Below are 20,741 nucleotides of genomic sequence, written 5' to 3' on the forward strand. Positions count from 1 at the left end.
ATGAAGGACGTGACCCCGGACATCGCGCGCGGCATCGTCCTGCGGCACCTGCCGCGGGCCCTGCGCGCCGGCCTCGACGCGGACGCCACGGACGGTCCGCTCCCGGCGCAGCTCGCCGCGGACGCCGAGGCGGCCACGCCCGGGCTGGGCGCCGGCGTGACGGCGTGGCTTCGCGAGAACGTCGGGCCGTGTCCCGGGCTGGACGTGCCGCCGCAGGACGGTGCCGCGGGGCCGGGGGAGGCCGACGGTTGCGGCCTCGGCGCCCTCGACCGGGCGGCCGCGCTCGGGGACGACCCCACCCTCCGGGAGATCGCCGACGCCCTCGTCCTGCTCGGCGCCTTCGAGCGCGTCGCGGAGCACGCCGGGCGCGCCGCGGCCGCGGCCTGGTCGTACCTCGATCGGCTCCCGGAGGTCGGGGCGCAGCTCCACCGGCTTGCGCCCGTCCCCGCAGGCGCTCAGGCCGGCGGGGACGCCGCGCGCGCGCCGTGGGCGCACCTCGACCCGCTCGGGAGGCCGGCGGCGGCTCCCGACGGCGCGACCCAGGCGACCGACGAGGCCGGGGCGTCCTGGCGCGCGGAACTCGAATCGGCGTTCGCGGACATCTGCCAGGAGGCGCGCCTTCTCGCCGTCGGCCTCTCGGCCGTCGCGACGGGCCGGTCCCGCGGCCTCTGGACCACGGGCACGCTCGCGCAGGTCGCGGCGGTCGTCGGGCAGGCCGTCGCGCAGCCCCTGACGGTCGCCGCCGAGCGGGACGGACGCCGGGCCGGCGAAGCGCGCGCCCAATCCGAGATCGCCGACCTGCGGGACATGGTGCGCGCCTACCGGGACGAGGCGGACCGCCGGCAGGACGGCGGGGCCGCCGCGGTCGCCGACGTCCCCGCAGGCCACGTCCTGGTCTGCCCCCACCTGAATCGGACGGGCCACAGCAAGGCCAAGGAGGTGGCGCGCGGCTACGAGAACGCGATCGGCACGGCGCTGCCGCTGGTCCCGACCCCTGACCTCGCCGGCGTGCGCCGTGCCCTCCTGGAGGAGTTCCCGCACGCCGTCGCGGCGGTGGACGCCACGCTCGGCGCGTTCGCGGCGCGTCCGCACGTCCACGCCCCGCCGATGGTCATCGCGGGGCCGCCCGGGTCCGGCAAGTCGCGGTTCGTCCGGCGGCTGGGCGAGTCGCTCGGCGTCGGGGTCTACCGCGTGGACGGCGCGAACGACGCCGGAGGCTCCTTCGGCGGCACCGAGCGGCGCTGGTACTCGTCCGAGCCCTGCCGGCCGTTCATGGCCGTCGCACGGCATGCCCAGGCCAACCCCATCGTGATGGTCGACGAGGTCGACAAGGCGGCGACGCGGACCGATCATGGGCGTCTCTGGGATTCGATGCTCCAGGCTCTCGACCCGGAGAACGCCGCCCGCTTCCCGGACCCCTGCCTGCAGGTCGAGCTCGACCTCTCGTGGGTCACCGTCATCTGCACCGCCAACGCGCCTGCCGTCCTGCCGGCGCCCCTGCTGGACCGGATGCGGGTCGTCCGGTTCCCGGAGGCACGCGCCGACCACCTCGACGCCCTGCTCCCGGGCATCCTCGCCGGGGTCGCCATGGAGGCGGGGTTCGACCCGCGATTCCACTTGCCCCTCGACGCGGTCGAGCGCGCCGCGTTGCGGGCGCGCTGGCGCGGCGGCTCGTTGCGGCGCTTGCGCCGGGCGGTCGAGGCGATCCTGCGCGTGCGGGATCGCGCGCTGACCCGGAGCCCGCAATGAACATCCGCCCGAGCGCCGACGGGACGGGGACGCCCGTCCGGGCGGAGCCGGGCGTGTGCTGGCTCGCCCCGGCCGCGATGGCCGGGATCCTGGCGCACGCGCGGGCCGCGGAGCGGGTCTCGCCGCGCCCCGCCTTCTGGGTGCTGTCGGACCTGCGCGTCGACCTCCGCCCGGACCTCGCGCTCCCGGAGCCGCTGCCCGCCTTCGACGCGATGCTGGTCGCCGGCAACGTCGGCCCGGGCCTCTCCGCGTCCCTGACCTGGCTCGCCCGGGCGCTCGACGGCCGGCAAGGCCGTCGGCCGGTCTGCGTCGTGCCCGGCAACGTCGAATACCGATCCGGCACGCCGATGGCCGAGGCGCTCGCCCGGGGTCGCGAGCTCGCCGCCGATCTCGGCCTCGTCCTGCTCTCCGACGACGCGTTCCGGTTCGGGCCCGCCCACGGCGACGGGACCGTCGTGGTCGGTGCCACCCTGTGGACGGACTGGCAGCTGGGCGCGTCGTCGGGCCGGCCCCCGGCGCGCGTCGCGGCCCGCACGGCCTGGGAGGAGGCCGGGCGCATCGAGCTCCGCCGCGGACGCCCCCTGACGCCCCTGGACACCCTCGCGATGCATGCGCGCAGCCGTGCCTTCATCGAGGACGCGCTGACGAGCGCGGCGATCGGCTCCCTGGGCCTCCCGCCCGGCCCGAACGCGTGCGTCGACACCGCGCTGCCGGGCGACGCGGCCGTCGTCGTGACGTGCCACGCGCCGACCCCGCGCTCGCTCCCCGTCGACTGGGAGGGATGGCACGCCGACCCCTGGCTGCCGGCGTCCCTGGCGTCGGAGGCCGCCGCCGCCATGGCGGCCTGGGGGGCCCCGTCGCTGTGGGTACACGGCAACGTGCCGGCGGCCGCCGACCACCGGGTCGCCAAGACGCGCGTGGTGGCCAACCCGCGGACCGGCGGCCGCGACCACGCGATGGCGGCGCACGCCTTCGACCCGACCCTCGTCGTGACGGCCTGAGGCGCCGCCACGATCCCGAACACCGGAGCTGGGAATGGGAGCGCACATGGACATGTCGAGAGCACGCGGCCCGCGCTTGGCGCGTCGGGGCGGGACGATGCCGCCGCGCTGCTGCCCGCTGACCCTGTGGCGGACCCGGGCGCCGTCCGAGATCGCCAAGTCCGACGTGACGGCCCTGGCGGGCGCTGTCGCCGCGACCGCGATCCTGCACGAGCGCCGCTGGCCCGCGGCCCGGGCCGGCGATCCCGCCGCGGCCGCGGCCGTCGCCATCGACCGGATCCGCCACCACGGTCCCGAGGGCCCGCTCGCCGACCTGGTGATGGGGAACCTTCTCGTCCTGGCGCACCGGGACGGCGACCCGACCGCGGGCGTCGTGCTGTCCCACGCGCTGCGCGCCCTGTCGCGGTCGCGCCCCGGCCACGGCGAGTTGGCCCGGATCGCGCGGGCGTGGACCGCGCGGTCTGGACGCGCGGCGCGGCCCCGCCGCGGGAGGCGCGCGTGACGGCCGGGGTGGGTCCGACCCGCGCCGCGTCCGCGATCCCGCGCCGCGAGGCGACGGCGCGCGCGTTCCTCGCCCTCCTGGTCGAGGACGGCCGTCCGGCGGCGAGCTTCGACGAGGCGGTCGACGCACTCCTCGACGGCCCCCGGCGCCCGAGCGCCGACCTCGCCGGCGCGGCCGTCGCCCTCGGCCGCGCGGTGGACGCCGTCGGCGGGGTCGGCGCGCTTCCCCGGCTCGGCCCCGCGATCCTGCTGGTGACCGTGCCGGCCATGGAATGGGTCGAGCCGGTCGCCTCCGCGTCCGCGCTGTGCCTCGTCGACCCGGGGCGGCGGTTCCCGCGCGGCGACGGCCGTGCGGGAACCGCCCTGGTCGTGCAGGCCGACGGCTCGTCGTCGGGGCACCAGCCGGACAGGCGAAACGGCGAGGTCCGGCAGGCGCTCCAGGACGGCGCCGTCGTGATCGGGGTCTCGCAGGATCCTGCGCGGCTGCTGCCGCGCGACCTGGTGCGCGGCGCCGAGCTCCGGATCGAGGTGGAGGCCCTCGACCCGACCGAGGTCGCCCTCGTCGTCGAGGCGGTGACGGGCGCGGCGCCGCGGTCGCGCCTGTCCGCCGCCGGGGCCGCGCTCTGCGATCCCGGGGACCTGAGCCTGGCCGTGCACGCCGCGCGCGGCGGCGAAGGCTCCGCGAGCAGGCTCGCCGCGATCGTGTCCGCCAAGGCCGGGACCGACCGGGGCGGACCGGGGCTGGAGGAGCTGCACGGCTACGGCGCCGCCCGCGACTGGGGCCTTTCCCTCGTCCTCGACCTGAGGGCGTGGCTCGCCGGCGGGCCGGCTGCGCCGCGGTGGGCCGACCTCGAATCCGCGGCCCTGCTGTCCGGTCCCCCGGGCGTGGGCAAGACGGCCTTCGCGGCGGCGCTGGCCCGCAGCGCCGGACTCCCCCTGATCGCGGGCTCGCTCGCGCAATGGCAGGCGGCCCGCGACGGCCACCTCGGCCACACCCTGGGCGCGATGCGCGCGTTCTTCGACCGCGCCCGCCGCTCCCCCTGCGTGGCCCTCGTCGACGAGATCGACTCCTTCGGCGACCGCGCGAGCTTTCCCGAGCATAGCCGGGATTACGCCACGCAGGTCGTCAACGCCCTGCTCGAACACCTGGCCGGGGCCGCCTCCCGCGAGGGGGTCGTGGTGGTCGGGACGACCAACCACCCCGGCCGGATCGACCCCGCGATCCTGAGGTCGGGCCGGCTTGAGCGCCACGTCCGGATCCAGCCGCCGGACGCCGTCGACCTGGCCCTCATCCTGCGCGGATACCTCGCCGGCGCCCTGCCGGGCCTCGACCTGCGGCCCCTCGCGGGCCAGCTGCTCGGCGCCACCGGCGCCGACGCCGAGGCGGTGGTCCGCCGGGCCCGCGGGCTTGCGCGCCGGGCGGGGCGCGACCTCGACGCGGCGGATCTTGCCGCGGCGGCGGCTGAGGCGTGGCCGCCGTTGCCCGCGAGCGTACGCCGCAGGGTCGCGGTCCACGAGGCGGGGCACGTGCTCGCCGCCGCGACGATCGGGGCGGGGGCGGCGTCGCTGTCGGCCGCGATCGGCGCCGAAGGCGGCGCGGCGTGGATCGGGGCCGGGGAAGGGGCGGGTCCCGTCACCGAGGCGCAGCTCGACGAGCGCCTCGCCATCATGCTGGCGGGCAGGGCCGCGGAGGAGGCCGTGTTCGGCGACGTGACGGCCGGGGCCGCGGAGGACCTCGCGGCGGCGACGCGCCTCGCCGTCGCGATGGAGACCCACCTCGGCTTCTCGCCGCGCACGCCCCTGGTGGCGCTCCCGAAGGCGGCCACGGCCGACCTGCTGCGCGTCCCCGGCGTGGCGGCCGCCGTGCACCTTCGCCTGACGGCGGCGTACGGGCGTGCCTCCGGGGCCGTTCGGGCCCGGCGGGCGGCCTTGGGTCGGCTGGCCGATGCCCTGGATCGCCAGGGCGACATCGGCGACGCGGCGATCAGAAAGATAATCCGGGGCTCGCGCCGCCGGGGCGAGCCGGACGCCGACAGGTGAGCCGTGGCGCCTGTGGACAATGTCGTCGATCCACGATCGCGGCGCCCCCGGCCGCGGTCGAATACACGGCGTTTCCGCGATCGAGTGCGCTGGACTGAAATAGTCTCGTCTTCGATCTGCGAGCAAACAGCGAAATCGACTGCGGCGATAGTCGATCTTGATCCCAAGTTGATCCAAGTGTCGCGTGCAGTAGAGCGGCGATCGATGCGGGAGGGTTCTCAAAACGAGTCAACATGACGAGGCATCGGCGGCGGTGCGCCGATCGCCTCACTGAGTTACCTGGCGCATCGACTGATCGGAGGGCGCGATTGGTGAACACGGCGCTAAGCGCGAAGGGAGAATGACTGCCTTCGCGCTACGGACTCGTGACTCATCTTCGACTGAAGGCGGCCGCGACAGGCGGACAACAATACCCCCCATGGGTATATTGGCATCGTCCCGTTCCGGGGACGCGTTTAAGGAGGGCATGCTTGTGACCAAGATCGCTTTCTTCTCCGACGACGACGCGGGCGCGCTGTGCGGCCGCATGCTCTGCCTCGGGTTGTCCGCCTTGCACGGCGACACCACCCTCGCCCTCGCCGGGGCGGCCCCCGCGGCCGGGGGCGCCGGGGCGCCCGGGGGGACGTCGGTCGTCGCCCTCGCCCCGAACGCGAATGCGTTCGAGGTCGAGCGGGCGGCGCGCGCGGCGACCACGCTTGGCGGCGACTTCGTCGCCGCGCTGCCCCTGACCAGCGTGCGCGACCGCGCCTTGCGGAATCAGTTCGATGCCGTGGTCACGGTCGGCTTCCAGGAGGCCTCCGCCTCCCGGGCGCTGAGGGCGGCGCGGTATCTCGCCGCGGAGGACGCCGGGGCCTTCGCCGCGGCGCCCCCGGCCTGGTTCCTGGCGGGGCCGGGGCAGTCGGAACTCCGGACCCGGGCGCAGCTGGCCTCGGCCGTGGGGCCGCGCCTGCCGTTCGCGACCCGGGCGCTGCCGATGGCGCTGCCCTGGCTGTCGCCGGCCGAGCGTCGTCGCCTCGCCGCCTGGGAGGCGGACGCGACTGTCATCCGCATGGGCATGCTCCTCGCCGCCTTGGCGCTCTGCGTCGCGGCCGATCCCGGGGCGAGGCGGCTGGAGGCCGCCGACCTCGCGACGCTGATGGCCGCGCGGACGCTGCCCGCCGAGCTGGCGTTGTCCGACCGGCTCGTCGGACTGGCCAACGCCTATGAGGAGCTCGACGCCGCCGTCGAGGCGATGGGTTGGCCGCGCCATGCCGCGTGCGCGCCCGGCCGGCGTGCGCTGCCCGCGCGGGTCGGCGCGACGCATGCCCGTCGGAGCTCGGACGGCGAGCCGGCCGGCATCATGCCGCGCCGGGCCTGACGTGGTCCGACGCCTGTCGCCGAGTTCGCCCGGGTGCGTCGGCGCCAGCCCGGGCGCCCGTCCCATCAAGCCCCCGGCCGTTCCCGATGCGGGGACGGTCGCCGTTCCGGACCCCGCTGCGGCATGCCGCTGGGCGCGGGCCGGCCCTTGCACCGAGGAGCGTAGAATGAGCGCACGGACATCCTTGTCATGCCCCCCGCGAAAGCCGTCCCGGCCCGAGACCGGCGCCGGGGAGGGAGCGGGCTGCCGCCGTGCGCGGGGACCGAGCGGGACGAGCGCCAGGCGTGCGGTCCCCGTGCGCGGCCGCGGGTTCCTCGCTGTGCCTCGGCGGGCGGCGTCTGGCCGCCGGCCGGACGATCTTTTCCGCGTGCCCTACGAGATCGAGCTGGATCCCGGCTTCGACGCGCGCGACGACCTCGCACACGGCCTCGACGGCTTGCCGTCGCCCGGCGGGCGCGGTTCTTCGAGGCGAGGCTGGGACGACCTTGACCCGAACGCCGACTGAGGCGCCGCGGTGGGCCGGCCCGTAACGACGAGGGAGACGACATGCAGACCTGCCCGGCGTCCGCGCCCGATCCCGAACCCGCGCCGACCCCGCGTCCCGCGTCCACGCGCGTCGCCGACGCCGCCCGCCCGGTCCGGCCCCGACCGGTCGATGGGGCCGCTCCACACGACGCCCTGCTGGCCCTCGACATCGAGACCGTCCCCGACGCCGCCTTGGTGCCCCCGGACTGGCCTCCCGACCGTTTCCCGAAGAACGCTTGGCACCGGATCGTGGCGATCTCGTTCGTCACCGCGGACATCCTGCGCGAGCCCGGCGGGCGGGAATCGTACGCGGTGACGGCGTGCCGCAGCGGCGGGGAGGGGGATTGGGACGAGGCGCGCCTGCTCCGGGCGTTCTGGAGGTTCTTCGAGGCGCGCCGCTACCGCGTGGTGACATGGAACGGCCGGGCGTTCGACATGCCGACGATCCTGGCGCGGTCGATGATGCACGGCGTCGAGGCGCCCGCCTGGTTCCGCCGCGGGACGCGGTGGGAGGGTTACCGGCATCGGTTCGCCCTGGACTGGCACAACGACCTGATGGACGCGACGTCCGAGCACGGAGCGGCGCAGCGGCTGACCCTCGACGAGGCCGCGGCCTCGATCGGCCTGCCGGGCAAGATGGGCGAGCACGGGTCCCGCGTGTCGGCGATGGTCGCCGCGGGCGAGACCGAGAGGGTCAGGGCGTATTGCGAGACGGACTGCCTGAACCTCTACGCGCTCTACCTGCGCTGGGCTCACCTGTCCGGACGGACGGACGCGGCCGGGCACGATCGATCGGTCCTCGACCTCATGGACCACCTCGACCGCGCGCGGGCGGCGAGCCCCCACCTGGGGCGGTTCGTGGACGCTTGGCGGCTCTGTTCCGCTGGTCGTGCGATGGTCGTCCCGGCCCAGGCCGGCTCGGAGACCATCGCTTGAGACGCGGGCGGTGGGTGTCTTGCTGGGACTGGTCCGGATCGGCGGTGGTTCCCTCGACGGCGCCGACAGGGCATCCTGACCGGCCGCCGGCTCGGGCTTCGCGGGCGACGCTGCGGCGTGAGTTAACTGGTCGTCGCCAAGGCTGACGATCCTGTCTCGCCCGGTAAGCCCGGTACGGATGCCTTCACCCGGAGAAACAAACGCGCGCCCCTGACGTGGCCGCAAGCTAAGCCGGCACGCTGAAGGAAGCAGCCACCCGTTTAGCCGGAACGAAGTGGATCGCGCCGGCAAGGGAGCCGCACACCACTCAACGCCGTTCCGCTTCCAAGATGCTGCGTAGGGCATCGAGGGCCGCATCGCGGCCAGCCTCGGTCCTGAGGCCGCGCCATAGGCGCATGCACTCGTTGTCGGCCCACAACCGCCGGGGCACCGTCCCGGAAATCAAATCCTGTACGGGGACGCCCAGCAGGCTGGCGATCATTTGCAGGCGGGAGTGGATCGTCTCGCGCTTTTCCGGCATCGTCTAGCTCCGCCTATCCCGCCGAACCAGAGAGCTGCATCAGCATACCCAGCTCCACTTGCGATTGAAAGCCGCGTCGCGATCATGCTTGGGTCGGCTAGATCGTCGCGGGCCGGCCCATCTGGGTTTGGCGCCTCGATATACGCGACGGGGTCATGGGGCCGGACCATCCGCGCCTGCCTTGACCGGCCCGGTTTGACCGGTCGATCCATTCCCTTATCGAGGTGGACGGTGTGCAGTCCGCTTTGCCAGGCTCGAAGTCTGCCCGGTTCGAAGTCGGGCGGGCGTCGGCGGATCGCGTCCCCACATGCGCGAAGCCGAATCGAGCCGGGCTAGGCAGCCTGCGATGTATCCGAGATCGCTCTGATCGCCCGATCGTTTCGTGGGCTGGCCCCGCGCCTTGCGTCGCGGCGATCCGCCGGGGCCATGTCATCGACGGGGCCTTGCAGTTCACGATCGAGGATGGCTCGCCTTTCGAAGGACTGGGACGCGCTGGCCGCCGACGCGAGGGGCTTGGCGGCCCTGGCGGCCATCCAGGTCGATGCCACCGGCCCGTGACCTCAATCCCGGCGGTCCGGGCGAAAGGGTCGAGACCCGCCCGGACACCGCTCGCGGCGCGCGCCGGGTTCGGCCTGAGCGACGGACGCGACGGACGAGCGCGACGCCGAGCCGCGGCGGAGGAGTCGTTCACGACGCCGTGGTACGATGCGCGCCGGATTCGGCGGGCGCCGACGCCCGCGCGTCGGCGACGGACAGGGGTAAGTGCCGCTCATGAGGGACATCGACACGAAGAGCCCCGCCGGCATCGTCGCGCTGATGTCCCTGCGCGGCCTGGGACCGACGGGCGCGGAGCGGCTCGCCGAGCGCTTCGGCACGTTGGGCGAGGTCTTCGACGCCGAGCCGCGGGGACTGCGTGGCATCGTCACGGCGGCGGCGGCGGCGTCGCTCCGGGACGCGGACGCCGTCGCGGATGCGCTCGCCAGGGCGGCCCGGACCCTGGATCAGGCCGACCGGCTCGGGGTACGCGTGCTCTCGGTCCACGACGGGGATTATCCCGCGGCGCTCCGGGACCTGCAGGACCGACCGCCGATCCTCTACGCGAAGGGTGACCTCCGGGCGATCGAGCGGAGCGTCGCCTGCATCGGCACCAGGGAACCGAGCGAATTCGGCCGGAAGGTCACGGCCGCCATCGTGCGGCGGCTCGTGGAGGCCGGCTGGACGATCGTAAGCGGCCTCGCGATCGGCGTCGACGAGCTCTCCCACGCGACCGCGCTTCGGTCGGGGGGGCGGACCGTAGCCGTGATGGGCGGCGGCCTGGACGGCGTGTATCCCCGGCAGAACGCGAGGCTCGCCGACGAGATCGTGGACGGGGGCGGCGCGCTGCTGAGCGAGCAGGCGTTCGGGATCCCGCCGGCCCCCCGCAACCTCGTGCAGAGGGATCGGCTGCAAAGCGGCCTGTCCGTGGCGACGTTCGTCATGCAGACCGACGTCAAGGGCGGGTCGATGCACACCGTGCGCTTCACCCTCATGCAGGGGCGCCTCCTGTTCGCGCCGGTGCCGCGGGCCCGGCACGCCGAGGAACCCAAGAGCCGGGGCATCCTCGCGCTGACGCAAGTGCCCGGGCGCAGGCTGTCGGCCATGGTCGGGGCCACGGGCGAGTATGCGGAACTGCTCCTCCGGAGGTTCGGCGAGAATGCCGTCGCCATCCCGCTGGAGAGCGGCGACGACTACCCGGCGATGCTCGACGCCATCGAGGGGCGGCTGTCCCCGGCGCGCCCCGGAGGGGAGGGGAGGGCGACGGCTCAGATATCGATGATCTGAGCGGCGTCCCGGCGGGAACCCGGGCCGGCGGCCGAGGGTCGAGGCCGGACCGCCGACGTTGCCGACGTCACGGTACGCCGATAGCCTGGCGGGCGCTTGCACGCCGAGTCGGGCCAAACGTCGTCCGGCGCGTGTCTTGCGGGTGGCGCCAGGCTGCCCGACGGCACGCGACGCGTGGCCGCCGCCCCGGGGCGTGTCCCTGGCGCGGATGGCGGGGGGGCCGGCGGACGCCATGACCAAGACCTTCCTGTTCGACCTCGACATGACCCTCGTCGACACGTCCGCCCTCGCGACGCTGCGCAAGACCCAGCAGTGGCACCTCGTGGCCGCCAACATGCACCTGGTCAGGGCGTTCCGCGCGCTTCCCGGGGGCGTCGCGCCCCACGAGATGCCCGCGGCCCTGTCGATGGCGGGGCACCGCGTCGGGATCGTCACGTCCTCCCCGCGCCCCTACGCCGAGGAGATCACGAGGCTGTTCCGCATCCCCTACGACGTGCTGGTCTGCTACGAGGACACCGCGGACCATAAGCCCGACCCCGCCCCCCTCCTGGAGGCGCTCAGTCGGCTCGGGGTCGCGGCGGGGGCGGACGTCCACTACGTCGGCGACGACGTGGGCGATGTGGAGGCATCGTACCATGCGGGGATCGTGTCCGTCGGGGTGGGGTGGAGCCCGACGTCGCCCTTCGAGTTCTCGTCGGCCGCCCCCGACATCTTCGTCGGCAGGCCGTCGACCCTCCTGAGGACCGACCGGCTCGGGAGCCTGCCCTACGTCGGCGAGAGCCTCGCGGCGGGCCGGCCGTACTACGGCCATTGGGGGTCCATCCTACGATGCGACGACGGCCCGGGGGTCTATGCGCTGGGTCGGTACTTCACGACTTCCGACCCGAGGCACGCCGGGAGCCGGCTGTCCGAGGCCGTGCTGAGGCTGAAGGAGGACGATGGGCCCGCCGAGGCGCTCGGCCGCGCCCTCGGCAAGGCGGTCGACCGCCTGGACTGGACCCCCGACATCGTCGTTCCAGTTCCCCCCAAGCCCTCCCAGGCGCGCAACAGGTTCGCCGCGCTGCTCGGCGTCGCCGCGCAGCACATGCCGGACGAGGTGGAGGTCGAGCGCGACGGGCTGCGCTGCACGCGGGAGGTGGAGGGTTACAAGGCGCTCGGTCCCCTCGAACGGCGCGAGGCGGTCAAGGGCGCATTCGAGTCCGAGTTCACCTGGGGGCGAGCCAAGATCCTGCTCGTCGACGACGTCTATACGACGGGCGGCACGACCGCCGCGTGCGCGGAGGCGTTGCTCGGCGACGGCGCCTCGGAGGTCCGCATCATGGCCCTGGCCAAGGACCAGCGCACGTTCGCGAGGAAGGTCTGCCCGGCATGCGGCCGTACGATGCGCGTCAGGATCAGCGGCGTCGGGGTCAAGTTCTGGGGTTGTTCCGGGTACCCGGACGCGTGCCGCAACACCGAGGACCTGTGAGGACGGTCGAGCGCGTCCCCGGGCCCCTGGACTTTCGGCGATCCCGGCGCGGGCGGTCGGTCCGTCGGGTCCCGACCTCCCTGGGCGGCCTCGTGGTCAGCCGCCACAGGCTGGACGTGGGTGCGGGCGTCATGCGGGGGAGGAAGCCGCATGATCGCGGTGAAGAAGGCCTGCCCGAGGGCCATGCGAAGCGCTCGCGGCTCATCGGCGGGCGCATCGTGGGCGGCGCCGCGGCCGGTCGCGGGGTTTGTCCACAGGTTTGAGCGCAGCCGGGAAGGCCCCTCAGCCGCCCGCTCATCGGTTTGTGTTCGGCGACCCGGGATTCATCTCCCGCCCCGGAGTTGCGTTCGGGCGGCCCTCAAGAAGCCTCGCAAGGCCCTTCGACTGTGCCTCGGCCGCCTCGGGCAGCATGGGCCATGCGCTCGGTGAAGTTGCTACCGCCTCGGGCTTTTCTCGCGAGCGAACGGCAGTGAGCATGGCGTCGGAGCCGCCTGGACCTGTCGCCGGCCCGGAGACGATCGCGATGCCCGACCGAAGTGAAGAATGCGATGGTCACATGCCCGGCACGGGAAGCGACCTGTCGAGGATGTTCGCCCTCGACCGACAGGGAGCGTTCCCGCACACTGGCGATGACCGCGCGCGACCGCAAGGCGATCCGGAGCAGTGCCGGCAGGCGTTCGATCTGGCGTTCAGTCGTGAAGACGCGGATCCCGCCGCGGTCCATCCCGTCGACCTGAACGCGTCACTGCTAGAGACGTTCGGCCCCGACGGGGTGCTCGGCATCCGCGAATTCGTCGACCGCCACGCACGGCTCATGGCGAGCCGGTCGCGCCGCATCGAACGGTTCCCCCGGCCGGATCCCGATCCGCGTGCATACGAGGCGGCGGGTGCCTTCGCCGGCCGGTGCCACCGCCTGCGGCTCCTCTCGGTCGAGGCCGGCCCAGGCGGGGAGCCGCGCCACCGGCTGATCGACCGGGAGATGTCGTTCGCGCTCCAGGGCCGCCGCGCGGTCCGGATCCGCGGTCTGACGCAACAGGAGCAGGCCCGCAAGATTCGCGGCGAGCGAGCCCAGGCCCGACGGGCGGAGACGCTCGACCGGAAGGCGCGGGAGGTCGCCACGCCGGTCATCGGACGGCTCGTCGACGCGCTGGTCCGGCATGATCGCGACCACGTCGTGCCGCCGGCCTGGCACGACGACGGGTACCTGCCACGCGAACTCGTCGGGCGGCGCATCGCCGAGGCGGCCGCCTTCATCGTCGAGTACCATCACGTGGCCGGTTTCGACCGGGCCCGGCTCGCGCGGTGGCAGGCGACCCTGACCGGTCGGGTCCGGCAAGCCCCCAGGCCGAGGCTCCTGACGGCGGGCGCCGCGGCGATCGCGTCGGATGACGAGGCCGCGCTCCTCGGCCTGGTGCGGACCGACGAGGCGTGATGACATCGCCGCGAAGGCCGAACATGAGCGCGAATGACAACCGCTGGCCTGAGTTCGAGGACCGAACATGCGCGGTCGACCTGGCGCGGCGGATGGCTGAGGCGGATGAACGCTTGCGCGTCGCGCCGCGTGACATGCCGACGTTGCAGCGCCGCCTTGAGTACGTTCTCCGGGCCTTCGAGACCGATGACCTGGCGGTGGTGTGCCGCGCGGCCGATGGTACGCCGACCGGGGCCAACCTGACGGAACATGGCTTCGATCTCGCCGCGAGGTTGAGCCGGGGCGACATGGCGCTGTTCCCCGCGATGGGCAGGGTGAAGGCGGTGAGGCCCTGGAACCGGTGTCGGCTCCGCACCGTCCGCGAGCGATCCAATGATTTCGGGCCACCGCGAGACGGCCCGGCGAGGGTGGTGGCGACCGCGCCGTCGCACTATCGGCTAGCGGACGTCGAGGGATCCGAGACGGTCGTTCTCATCGACCCGATCGAGACCTGGCAGTCTCACCCGGCCCAACTCTCGTACGGGCGTAAAGTGGCGACCGTTCGATCGGCCTGGGAAGTCTTCTCGATCGAAGGCCGTTCCCACGGTTTGCTTTTTGAGACGTCGAACGGATACGAGGGCATCGACGCTAGCGGCGGGCATCGCGCCGAGGACACGCTCCCGGGCGCCGTTTGGCAGATCAGCGTCAACTACTGACAACCGAGTTGGGCGACGCAGCGATTTCTTGGAGCGGAGAGGCGGCATCGCACCTGCGCATGCCCGGATCTGGCCGCGTCGACAGCGCGGGATCCGTGTGGCGCATGCCCCTTCGCCAGGCCTCATTTGCCCTCGCCTTTCCTGCCGGACGGGGTTGGCTGCGCGGGGTCTCAACCTTGCGGATTGCCGGCGACGCGTTTCGGCTCGCCGGTATGCATAGCGTGGCGCGAAATAAGCGCCCCTTGAGATCGGAATAAACGACCCTTGAGCCCTGTGCGCTCTTCGAGAGCGACCGCGCCAGTCATCGACGGCCGCGAATAAGCTGCCCCGAACGCGAACGGGGCCATGCGGCCTCACGCCCTACGGAGCGATCTGCAAAGCCTGGAAGGGCGCGCCCCCCTACTTATCCAGAACCCGCACCACCAAGCTCCGCGACCAAACATCTAGCCCAGGCGGAATCCCCTCCGCCGCCTGGGCTAGATCGTCTCAGCCGACGAGCGAACTGGCTTCTCGCCCGCCCCGCCGCGGGGCCGGATCGTCCCTGTCTTCGGACGGCTCGACGTCGGAGACATCGCCCGTGATTGCGCTGCGCAGCAGAGCAACGAGCCGCCGCCGATTGATCAGGAACAGGAGGCCGGCCAGCCCAAGGTAAGTCCAAGCCAGCCAAGTCAGCGTCGTGATCGTGCGCGCCTCGTCGTTGCGGTAGACGAAGGCCAGCCCGACCTGAACGGCGAACAGACCAGCCAACGTTAGCGCGGACACCAACCCGAAGCGCAGGCGCAGCAGGAGCGCGATGCCGAGCAGCGACTGGGCCGCCGTCAGGAAGAACTCCTCGTTCTGGCGCGTATCGAGTGGCAGGGGGCTCGTCGCGCCCGCACCAATGCTCAGGGCGAGCGGCAGCATGCCGACGAGCAGGGTCCACTGGTTGATCTTGTCGCTGATCATCGCGATCAGCCCGTCACCGGCACGGTTGGCACGCACGAACAAAACCGCCACCGTTATCGCCGGGGCCTCGCTGGCCAGGGGGGCCAGCCACTGGATCAGCAGGAACTCGTTGAGCCCAATCGCCCGGCCCGTGTTGACCATGGCCTCGGCGAAGGGCTCGGCTGAAACCAGGATCACGCCACTCGCCGTCGCCACAAGTCCGGCCATTGCCGCCCATTGCAGGCCCGGAGACAGTGTGTCGAGCGCCGCGGCTGGTCCCGGCTCCTCGGCTTCCTCCGGATTGTCGCTCTTCTGCATGCTGCGCACGCGCCAGACATAGGTTCCGAAAATCGCGAGAAGCACGACGAAGTCGACGAGCGAGATGGCGCGCTTGAGGACGATCACGAAGGCGTAGAGGCTGGCAACCAATAGGAACCCGACCTCGACGGCGTTGCCGGGCGCGAGGCCGATCGAGCGGTGGCGGTCCTTCATCCAGTGCAGCCCGACCATCAGCGGCCAGGCCAGGCCGACGAGCAACCGATTCGCGCCCGTCATGTTGGCGGCCGCGTACTGCGCGTACCGCGAGTCCGGGCCGGAAGCGCCAGCCATGTAGGCATAGTAGATGTCGACGGCGTATTCCGGCAGCACGGTCACCAGCGCCACTGCTGCAAGGATGAGGCCTTGGGAGACGTACTGCTCGGCCGTCTCAGCGCCCCAGGACAGCAAAAAGCCAGCGGCCAGGATGGCGATGCCGAATGCGGCGACATCGACAAAGGGGCTCAACCGCCAGCCCCCGAAGCGGAGGATGACGGCCGGAAGGGTTGCCGCGACAGCGACGGCAACCAGCATCAGAAAGCGCTTCACGCGGGATCCTTCGCATCATGCTTCGGCCTGCCCGCCTGTCCATGCCTCAGCCCCGAGCGCCCGTCCCGGGCTCGAAGGTGGCAACACGGTAGAGATAGAGCACGAGCGCCAGGATCAACACGCCATTGCCGATCGGCTCGACGAAACGGCCCACCAGGAGGTAGTTCTCGCCAAGCCAGTATCCGGCCGCCGTCAGCAGCCCGGTCCAGACGATCGTGCCCAGGGTCGAGCAGACCAGAAAGGGCGTGAGCGGCATTGCGGCAACCCCGGCCGGCACCGAGATGAGGCTGCGCACGCCCGGGACGACGCGACCGATCAGAACGGTCACGCCACCGCGTCGGGCGAACCAGGCGCCGACCCGGTCGACCTCCGCCGGGCTCAGGGTCAGCCAACGACCATGCCGGGCGGCGAAGCGTCTCAGGCGCTCGCGCCCCAGCCAGCGCCCCACGCCGTACCAGATCAGCGCTCCGGAGAGCGATCCGGCCGAGCCGGCGAGGAACACGCCGACGAGGCTGAGTTCGCCGCGTGCCGCGGCAAAGCCTGCCAACGGCATGATAAGCTCGGAGGGGATCGGCGGGAAGATGTTGTCGACCAGCATCAGCAGGAAGACGCCGAAGGAGCCGGTCTGCTCGATCGCAATCACAATCCAGTCGACCAGCGCAATCTCCCCTCAAGCGGCACCGAGCCGCGGCCTTCACCGCCGCGGTTCACGTCGGGAACGCGCCGAGTAGGCGCGGGTTCATACCGGGGCGCCAAAGCGAAGCCCGCATCGTGCCAGCGCGACGATGCAGCGAGCAGGTATCGGGAGAACGAGACGCGCTGATGCATCATCCACCCCACACGGCACCGGTCGCGCTCACAGGCGGCACAGAGTTGCTGCAGCCAAGCTTGACCTGCTGGCGTATCGAGCGGACAGCGCGTTTTGCCCCGATCATCGATGCTGCCGCATACTTCGCTCATCTGCGCAGCGCTCTCTTGGGCGCCCGCCATGCGATCCTGTTCATCGGCTGGGAGTTCGATACTCGCATCAAGCTCGATCCCGATCACCCGCTGCCGGGCTTGCCGGAGGAGCTTGGGCCGTTCCTGGCGGAACTCGGTCGGCGCAGGCCAGAGCTCAGCATTCGGGTGCTGCAGTGGAATTTGGGGCTCCTTGGCACCCTGGCGCGCGGAACTACGCCACTCTACCTCCTGAATTGGATGCGCGCTCGCGGCTTCCAGTTCCGACTCGACAGCGCCCACCCGCCGGGGGCCTCGCATCACCAAAAGATCGTGGTGATCGACGATGCGCTCGCCTTCTGCGGCGGCATCGACATGACAGACGACCGCTGGGATACCCGCGCCCACGATGATCATGATGGACGGAGGGTGCGCCCGTCAGGGCGACCCTACGCGCCGTTCCACGATGCCACGGTCGCGGTAGACGGCGCGGCTGCCGCGGCCCTGGGTACCCTCGCTCGCGAGCGCTGGCGGCATGCCACCGGCGAGCGGATCGCGCCGCCCGGTCCGCCCGTGCAAGATCCTTGGCCTGATGGGTTGACGCCGCTTCTGCGCGACGTGGCGGTCGGAATCGCTCGGACCGCGCCTGCCTATCATAGCCGCCCTGGCGTGCATGAGATCGAGCAACTCTACCTCGCCGCCATCACAGCCGCTCGGCACACGATCTACATAGAGAGCCAATACTTCGCCGCACGCTGCGTCGCCGAGGCCGTTGCTGCCCGCCTACAGGAGCCGGATGGAGCCGAGATCGTTGTCATCAACCCAGCTCGCGCCGTCGGTTGGCTTGAGGAAAAGGCGATGGGGCGGGGCCGAAGCCGCGTCCTGGCACACATCCGCTCCGCGGATCGCTATGGGCGCTTCCGCATCTACCGTCCCGTGACGGCGAACGGGCAGCCGATCTACGTGCATGCAAAGGTGATGATCGTCGACGACCGGGTGCTGAAGATCGGCTCATCCAACCTGAACAACCGCTCGATGGGTCTGGATACGGAATGTGATTTGGCCGTCGAAGCCGCGTCCGATCAAGGAACCGATCGAGCGGTCGCGGCGGGAATCCGCGGCTTGCGGAACGCTCTTCTAGGCGAGCATCTCGGCGTTCCGCCGGATGAGGTCGCAAGATCGCATTCCCGCACGGGCTCGCTCATCACCACGATCGAGGCCCTGCGCCGGGAGGCGGGGCGTACCCTGGTCCCGCTCGACGCATCAGCTGTTGAGGTCGTGAAGCCGTTGAGCGACGGTGAGCTTCTTGACCCCGAGCGGCCCGAGCCGGTCTGGCGGGCTGCGATGCACGCCTTGGCCGCCAAGCGCCACCGTGTAGCCGATCCCGCAGCATTCCTTGAATGGTGACGGGGGTGCGGTCATGATTTCCAAACATATCGGAGTAATAGGCCATATTCTCTCCTATAAATGTTATTTCTCTGCTGATTCTTCAGACAAGATTTGTTGATTGATGAACCAAACTTTGAATTATCACTTTCTTGTGCAGTCTGATAGATTTGGTCCGATGCTTTTCCATGGTAGACCACGCCAAAATGTATATTTTTTCTAATTTCGGTGACGATATGAAAAAATCTGAAGGCCTATAGCAAACAAAAATTCGCCATCAAAGGATAGATATATTAGTTGTTGAGATTCAATATCCTATGTGCCGCTTCTCGCGAAGGCCTGATATGAGAGCCTGGTATTTTGTTCTTTGCGCGCCTGGTTCAGGGATCGGAGAGGCCGACGCAGCCTCTAACCTCGAAACGGTCCGGAAGCCGTATGGCGGCGAGAACGTGAGGGGCATGCGGCTCGGTCCCAATAACGGAGCGGCAAGCGCGGCGGATACGGCTGACGACCCATGAACGAAGTCACGTTCACCTTTCCATCATGCACGAGCTGCGCGAATACAAACTGAAGCCTCGATCACGTAGGCTTCAAATCGATGGGGACCAATTCATGGGCGGCGCAGATAGTGTTCTATGAAACGTTGCGGAGGCCGTGGGCGAAGGGGATGGGTGACCGATGAATACGCTCGTAGTCGGCGGCGCCCCTTCTTGGTTGACAGCCGCGGTCGATCTAAGCTGTCACCATCGGACTGTGATGGTCGCCGGCGGCGCCGATAGCCTGGTTAGATGCTGCAGTCGGCGGCATGCCGACTGCAACACCACGCTCTCTCTTTTGATCCAGCCGACGGAACCGATGGTCGCTCGCCACGGATCGACGACTTCGAGTTCCAGCGAAATGAGTTCCTTCGACCGAATCGGTCGCGGCGGGCGCGTGCCTGGCGATCCCCAGGTGTGGCCGCATGGAGCGCCGCGTCCGGATCGAGCCGCCGGACGCGGCCGATCTCGCGCGCGCCGTACCGTGGCCGCCGTGTACCTGTGCCCGACGGCAGCCTATCCGGTTCGCCATCGAGTTCGCCTGGGTGAAAGGACTTCGCTCCCAGGATGGACCGGCCCCAGGCGGGTCGGATACCCGGGGCGGGTGTGTCGATCGGGCCGACGCTAAGGCTGTCGTCCAAACCGATCACGCGCTTGAGGATACCGAGCGACAGCTGGGTCTTGCGAAGGATGTCCGCGACGGTCGTGCCAAACGCCATGTGGTAGGTCTCGACGCGCTCTCTCATGCGAGTCTTGATATTGCGCGGCAGGGTATGGGGCGGCATCGATACGCAGTGTAAAAAGCGCAGCAATCCCATCCGCTGCGGCATCCGTCGGGCGGAAACATCGATGCGAGGAAGACGATCATCGGCTCGGGTGCAAGCCTGAACCAGGCATCGTGAAATCTCTAACGGCCGGAGCTGCTGCCTCTGGCCGCCCTGTTGCACTTGCGCCGCGACCGCACTGCTTCGTAACTGTTCGAGAACCGACGGAAGACGCCATGTCCCGAATTGCCCTTTCCATCGCGCTGCCAATCATGGTTGGCCTCGCCACGGCTCAGACGGGCGCGATCGCCCGAATTGCGGCGCCGGCGGCTATCCCTTCGAGCGGCGTGCAATTGGCCCACGGCACGACCGGCCACAGAGAGCGCGATTACGAAGGGCTGCCGGCCGCCAAGGTCTCTCTGGTCGAAGCCCTGGAGATTGCCGAGGGCGAGGGGCCTGGCCGCGCTATCATGGCCGAGTTCGAGGGCGGGATTGGCAAGCCTTGCTACGAGGTCAAGCTGCTCAGCGACGATGGCAAGCTCACCCATCATCGTGTCGACGCTAATTCCGGTCAGGTGACCAAAAGCGACGATCATCCGATCGAAAGCTATTTCACTTCATTGAAACCGTCTAACCTGCGAGATGTCGATTTGAGCTTAAGGCAAGCGGCCGTCATCGCTGCGAAAACTGGCGACAAGGTCGCGGAAGCTCAAATCGAACGCGAGGATGACGGCGTGCAATACAAAATCACGGTGGTGACTAACGGCGAGGGGCACGAGGTCAAGGTCGGGGCTGACGGAAGGATCATACCGAGCAGGTAGGACTGGCCCGGCCCCGGAGGAGCCCCACGTCCGCCCCGGCTGCATCGACTCCGCCGTCCATCGAACCGGTTCCTCGCATGCGCCGCTACGCCTCGGGATCGCCCTTGGTTCCGGACGTCTCAGGGGCGAAGCGAGCGCGGGTGTTTGCGTTGTTCTGAAAGACACGAAGCCGCCGCCAAGTGATCGGGAACGGGGGACTGGCCAGCCCGAGAGGTGTCCGAGACAGCATCGTGATCGTGCGCACCCCGTCGCCGCGGCGGACGACGACAGTACGACATGCGTCGCAGGCGTCTTGTCGAGATCGTGAGCCTCGGCCGCTCGCCCGAATGGGCTGATGCCTGCACTGATCGCGATCTTTCCGCCGATTGAGTCCTGCAGGCGCGAGACCGCGGTGGCGAGATCGTGGTCAACGCGGATCTCGACTGCCCATCCCAACCGGGGCCGGGGATCTATGAGATGATCGCG

17 protein-coding genes are annotated in these 20,741 nt (G+C 70.9%); 13 read left to right on the forward strand and 4 right to left on the reverse strand.

Annotation, left to right across the window (positions count from 1 at the left end; translation table 11 throughout):
• From FVE89_RS30850 to FVE89_RS01835, 7 genes are all read left to right on the forward strand, one after another.
• Nucleotides 1–1,749 (forward strand): AAA family ATPase, encoded by a 1,749-nt coding sequence (locus FVE89_RS30850; protein WP_236961830.1) that lies wholly within the window; start codon nt 1–3, stop codon nt 1,747–1,749.
• Nucleotides 1,746–2,750 (forward strand): metallophosphoesterase, encoded by a 1,005-nt coding sequence (locus FVE89_RS01810; protein ID WP_107645320.1) that lies wholly within the window; start codon nt 1,746–1,748, stop codon nt 2,748–2,750. The genes FVE89_RS30850 and FVE89_RS01810 overlap by 4 nt, the downstream gene beginning before the upstream one ends.
• A gap of 52 nt (nt 2,751–2,802) precedes the next feature.
• Nucleotides 2,803–3,252, forward strand: a complete 450-nt coding sequence (locus tag FVE89_RS01815; protein WP_124262947.1) for a hypothetical protein — start codon at nt 2,803–2,805, stop codon at nt 3,250–3,252.
• Entirely contained in the window at nt 3,198–5,291 is a 2,094-nt protein-coding gene (locus FVE89_RS01820) for an AAA family ATPase (protein WP_071000296.1), read from the forward strand. Before FVE89_RS01815 ends, FVE89_RS01820 begins: the two co-directional genes overlap by 55 nt.
• A gap of 472 nt (nt 5,292–5,763) precedes the next feature.
• Nucleotides 5,764–6,648 (forward strand): hypothetical protein, encoded by an 885-nt coding sequence (locus FVE89_RS01825; RefSeq protein ID WP_124262945.1) that lies wholly within the window; start codon nt 5,764–5,766, stop codon nt 6,646–6,648.
• A 367-nt stretch (nt 6,649–7,015) separates the two neighbouring features.
• Nucleotides 7,016–7,153 carry a hypothetical protein gene (locus tag FVE89_RS01830; protein ID WP_159392782.1) on the forward strand — a complete coding sequence of 46 codons (138 nt, stop codon included), beginning with the start codon at nt 7,016–7,018 and terminating at the stop codon, nt 7,151–7,153.
• 41 nt (nt 7,154–7,194) lie between these two features.
• A complete protein-coding gene (locus tag FVE89_RS01835) occupies nt 7,195–8,109 on the forward strand; it encodes a 3'-5' exonuclease (RefSeq protein ID WP_071000297.1) in 915 nt (304 codons plus the stop codon).
• A 307-nt stretch (nt 8,110–8,416) separates the two neighbouring features.
• Here FVE89_RS01835 and FVE89_RS01840 read toward each other — a convergent pair whose 3' ends face one another.
• Entirely contained in the window at nt 8,417–8,629 is a 213-nt protein-coding gene (locus tag FVE89_RS01840; protein ID WP_043075244.1) for a hypothetical protein, read from the reverse strand.
• Between the two features lie 771 nt (nt 8,630–9,400).
• On the opposite strand from FVE89_RS01840, the gene FVE89_RS01845 reads away from it, so the two are divergent.
• From FVE89_RS01845 to FVE89_RS01860, 4 genes are all read left to right on the forward strand, one after another.
• Entirely contained in the window at nt 9,401–10,450 is a 1,050-nt protein-coding gene (locus tag FVE89_RS01845) for a DNA-processing protein DprA (RefSeq protein WP_024828379.1), read from the forward strand.
• A 232-nt stretch (nt 10,451–10,682) separates the two neighbouring features.
• Nucleotides 10,683–11,918 (forward strand): HAD-IA family hydrolase, encoded by a 1,236-nt coding sequence (locus tag FVE89_RS01850; RefSeq protein WP_159392783.1) that lies wholly within the window; start codon nt 10,683–10,685, stop codon nt 11,916–11,918.
• A 556-nt stretch (nt 11,919–12,474) separates the two neighbouring features.
• Complete coding sequence (locus tag FVE89_RS01855) at nt 12,475–13,350, forward strand: hypothetical protein (RefSeq protein WP_043075245.1); 876 nt, start codon at nt 12,475–12,477, stop codon at nt 13,348–13,350.
• A 23-nt stretch (nt 13,351–13,373) separates the two neighbouring features.
• On the forward strand, nt 13,374–14,045 hold the full coding sequence (locus FVE89_RS01860) for a hypothetical protein (protein ID WP_043075246.1): 672 nt from the start codon (nt 13,374–13,376) through the stop codon (nt 14,043–14,045).
• A gap of 486 nt (nt 14,046–14,531) precedes the next feature.
• Here the strand turns inward: FVE89_RS01860 and FVE89_RS01865 are convergent, their stop codons facing one another.
• Entirely contained in the window at nt 14,532–15,833 is a 1,302-nt protein-coding gene (locus FVE89_RS01865) for a sodium:proton exchanger (RefSeq protein WP_083374428.1), read from the reverse strand.
• A 46-nt stretch (nt 15,834–15,879) separates the two neighbouring features.
• The gene (locus FVE89_RS01870; protein WP_245295840.1) at nt 15,880–16,476 is read right to left on the reverse strand and encodes a DedA family protein; all 597 of its coding nucleotides are present in this window, start codon (nt 16,474–16,476) and stop codon (nt 15,880–15,882) included.
• A 179-nt stretch (nt 16,477–16,655) separates the two neighbouring features.
• Here FVE89_RS01870 and FVE89_RS01875 point away from each other — a divergent pair, with 179 nt between their 5' ends.
• Entirely contained in the window at nt 16,656–18,176 is a 1,521-nt protein-coding gene (locus FVE89_RS01875; RefSeq protein WP_043075248.1) for a phospholipase D-like domain-containing protein, read from the forward strand.
• Between the two features lie 763 nt (nt 18,177–18,939).
• Here FVE89_RS01875 and FVE89_RS01880 read toward each other — a convergent pair.
• The gene (locus FVE89_RS01880; RefSeq protein WP_124262942.1) at nt 18,940–19,509 is read right to left on the reverse strand and encodes a hypothetical protein; all 570 of its coding nucleotides are present in this window, start codon (nt 19,507–19,509) and stop codon (nt 18,940–18,942) included.
• A 182-nt stretch (nt 19,510–19,691) separates the two neighbouring features.
• Here FVE89_RS01880 and FVE89_RS01885 point away from each other — a divergent pair, with 182 nt between their 5' ends.
• Nucleotides 19,692–20,276, forward strand: a complete 585-nt coding sequence (locus FVE89_RS01885; protein WP_052517014.1) for a PepSY domain-containing protein — start codon at nt 19,692–19,694, stop codon at nt 20,274–20,276.
• Nucleotides 20,277–20,741: the final 465 nt, after the last annotated feature.

Origin of the sequence: Methylobacterium sp. 2A, from assembly GCF_009806555.1 — a bacterium.
In the GTDB taxonomy this organism is placed as follows: domain Bacteria; phylum Pseudomonadota; class Alphaproteobacteria; order Rhizobiales; family Beijerinckiaceae; genus Methylobacterium.

What these genes read in the sequence shown, in the direction of transcription:
- FVE89_RS01810 (WP_107645320.1), top strand. Translation starts at nt 1,746, where the DNA reads ATGAACATCCGCCCGAGCGCCGACGGGACGGGGACGCCCGTCCGGGCG.
- FVE89_RS01880 (WP_124262942.1), bottom strand. Translation starts at nt 19,509, where the DNA reads ATGGGATTGCTGCGCTTTTTACACTGCGTATCGATGCCGCCCCATACC.
- FVE89_RS01885 (WP_052517014.1), top strand. Translation starts at nt 19,692, where the DNA reads ATGTCCCGAATTGCCCTTTCCATCGCGCTGCCAATCATGGTTGGCCTC.
- FVE89_RS01860 (WP_043075246.1), top strand. Translation starts at nt 13,374, where the DNA reads ATGAGCGCGAATGACAACCGCTGGCCTGAGTTCGAGGACCGAACATGC.
- FVE89_RS01835 (WP_071000297.1), top strand. Translation starts at nt 7,195, where the DNA reads ATGCAGACCTGCCCGGCGTCCGCGCCCGATCCCGAACCCGCGCCGACC.
- FVE89_RS01815 (WP_124262947.1), top strand. Translation starts at nt 2,803, where the DNA reads ATGTCGAGAGCACGCGGCCCGCGCTTGGCGCGTCGGGGCGGGACGATG.
- FVE89_RS01850 (WP_159392783.1), top strand. Translation starts at nt 10,683, where the DNA reads ATGACCAAGACCTTCCTGTTCGACCTCGACATGACCCTCGTCGACACG.
- FVE89_RS01875 (WP_043075248.1), top strand. Translation starts at nt 16,656, where the DNA reads ATGCATCATCCACCCCACACGGCACCGGTCGCGCTCACAGGCGGCACA.
- FVE89_RS01840 (WP_043075244.1), bottom strand. Translation starts at nt 8,629, where the DNA reads ATGCCGGAAAAGCGCGAGACGATCCACTCCCGCCTGCAAATGATCGCC.
- FVE89_RS01845 (WP_024828379.1), top strand. Translation starts at nt 9,401, where the DNA reads ATGAGGGACATCGACACGAAGAGCCCCGCCGGCATCGTCGCGCTGATG.
- FVE89_RS01855 (WP_043075245.1), top strand. Translation starts at nt 12,475, where the DNA reads ATGCCCGGCACGGGAAGCGACCTGTCGAGGATGTTCGCCCTCGACCGA.
- FVE89_RS30850 (WP_236961830.1), top strand. Translation starts at nt 1, where the DNA reads ATGAAGGACGTGACCCCGGACATCGCGCGCGGCATCGTCCTGCGGCAC.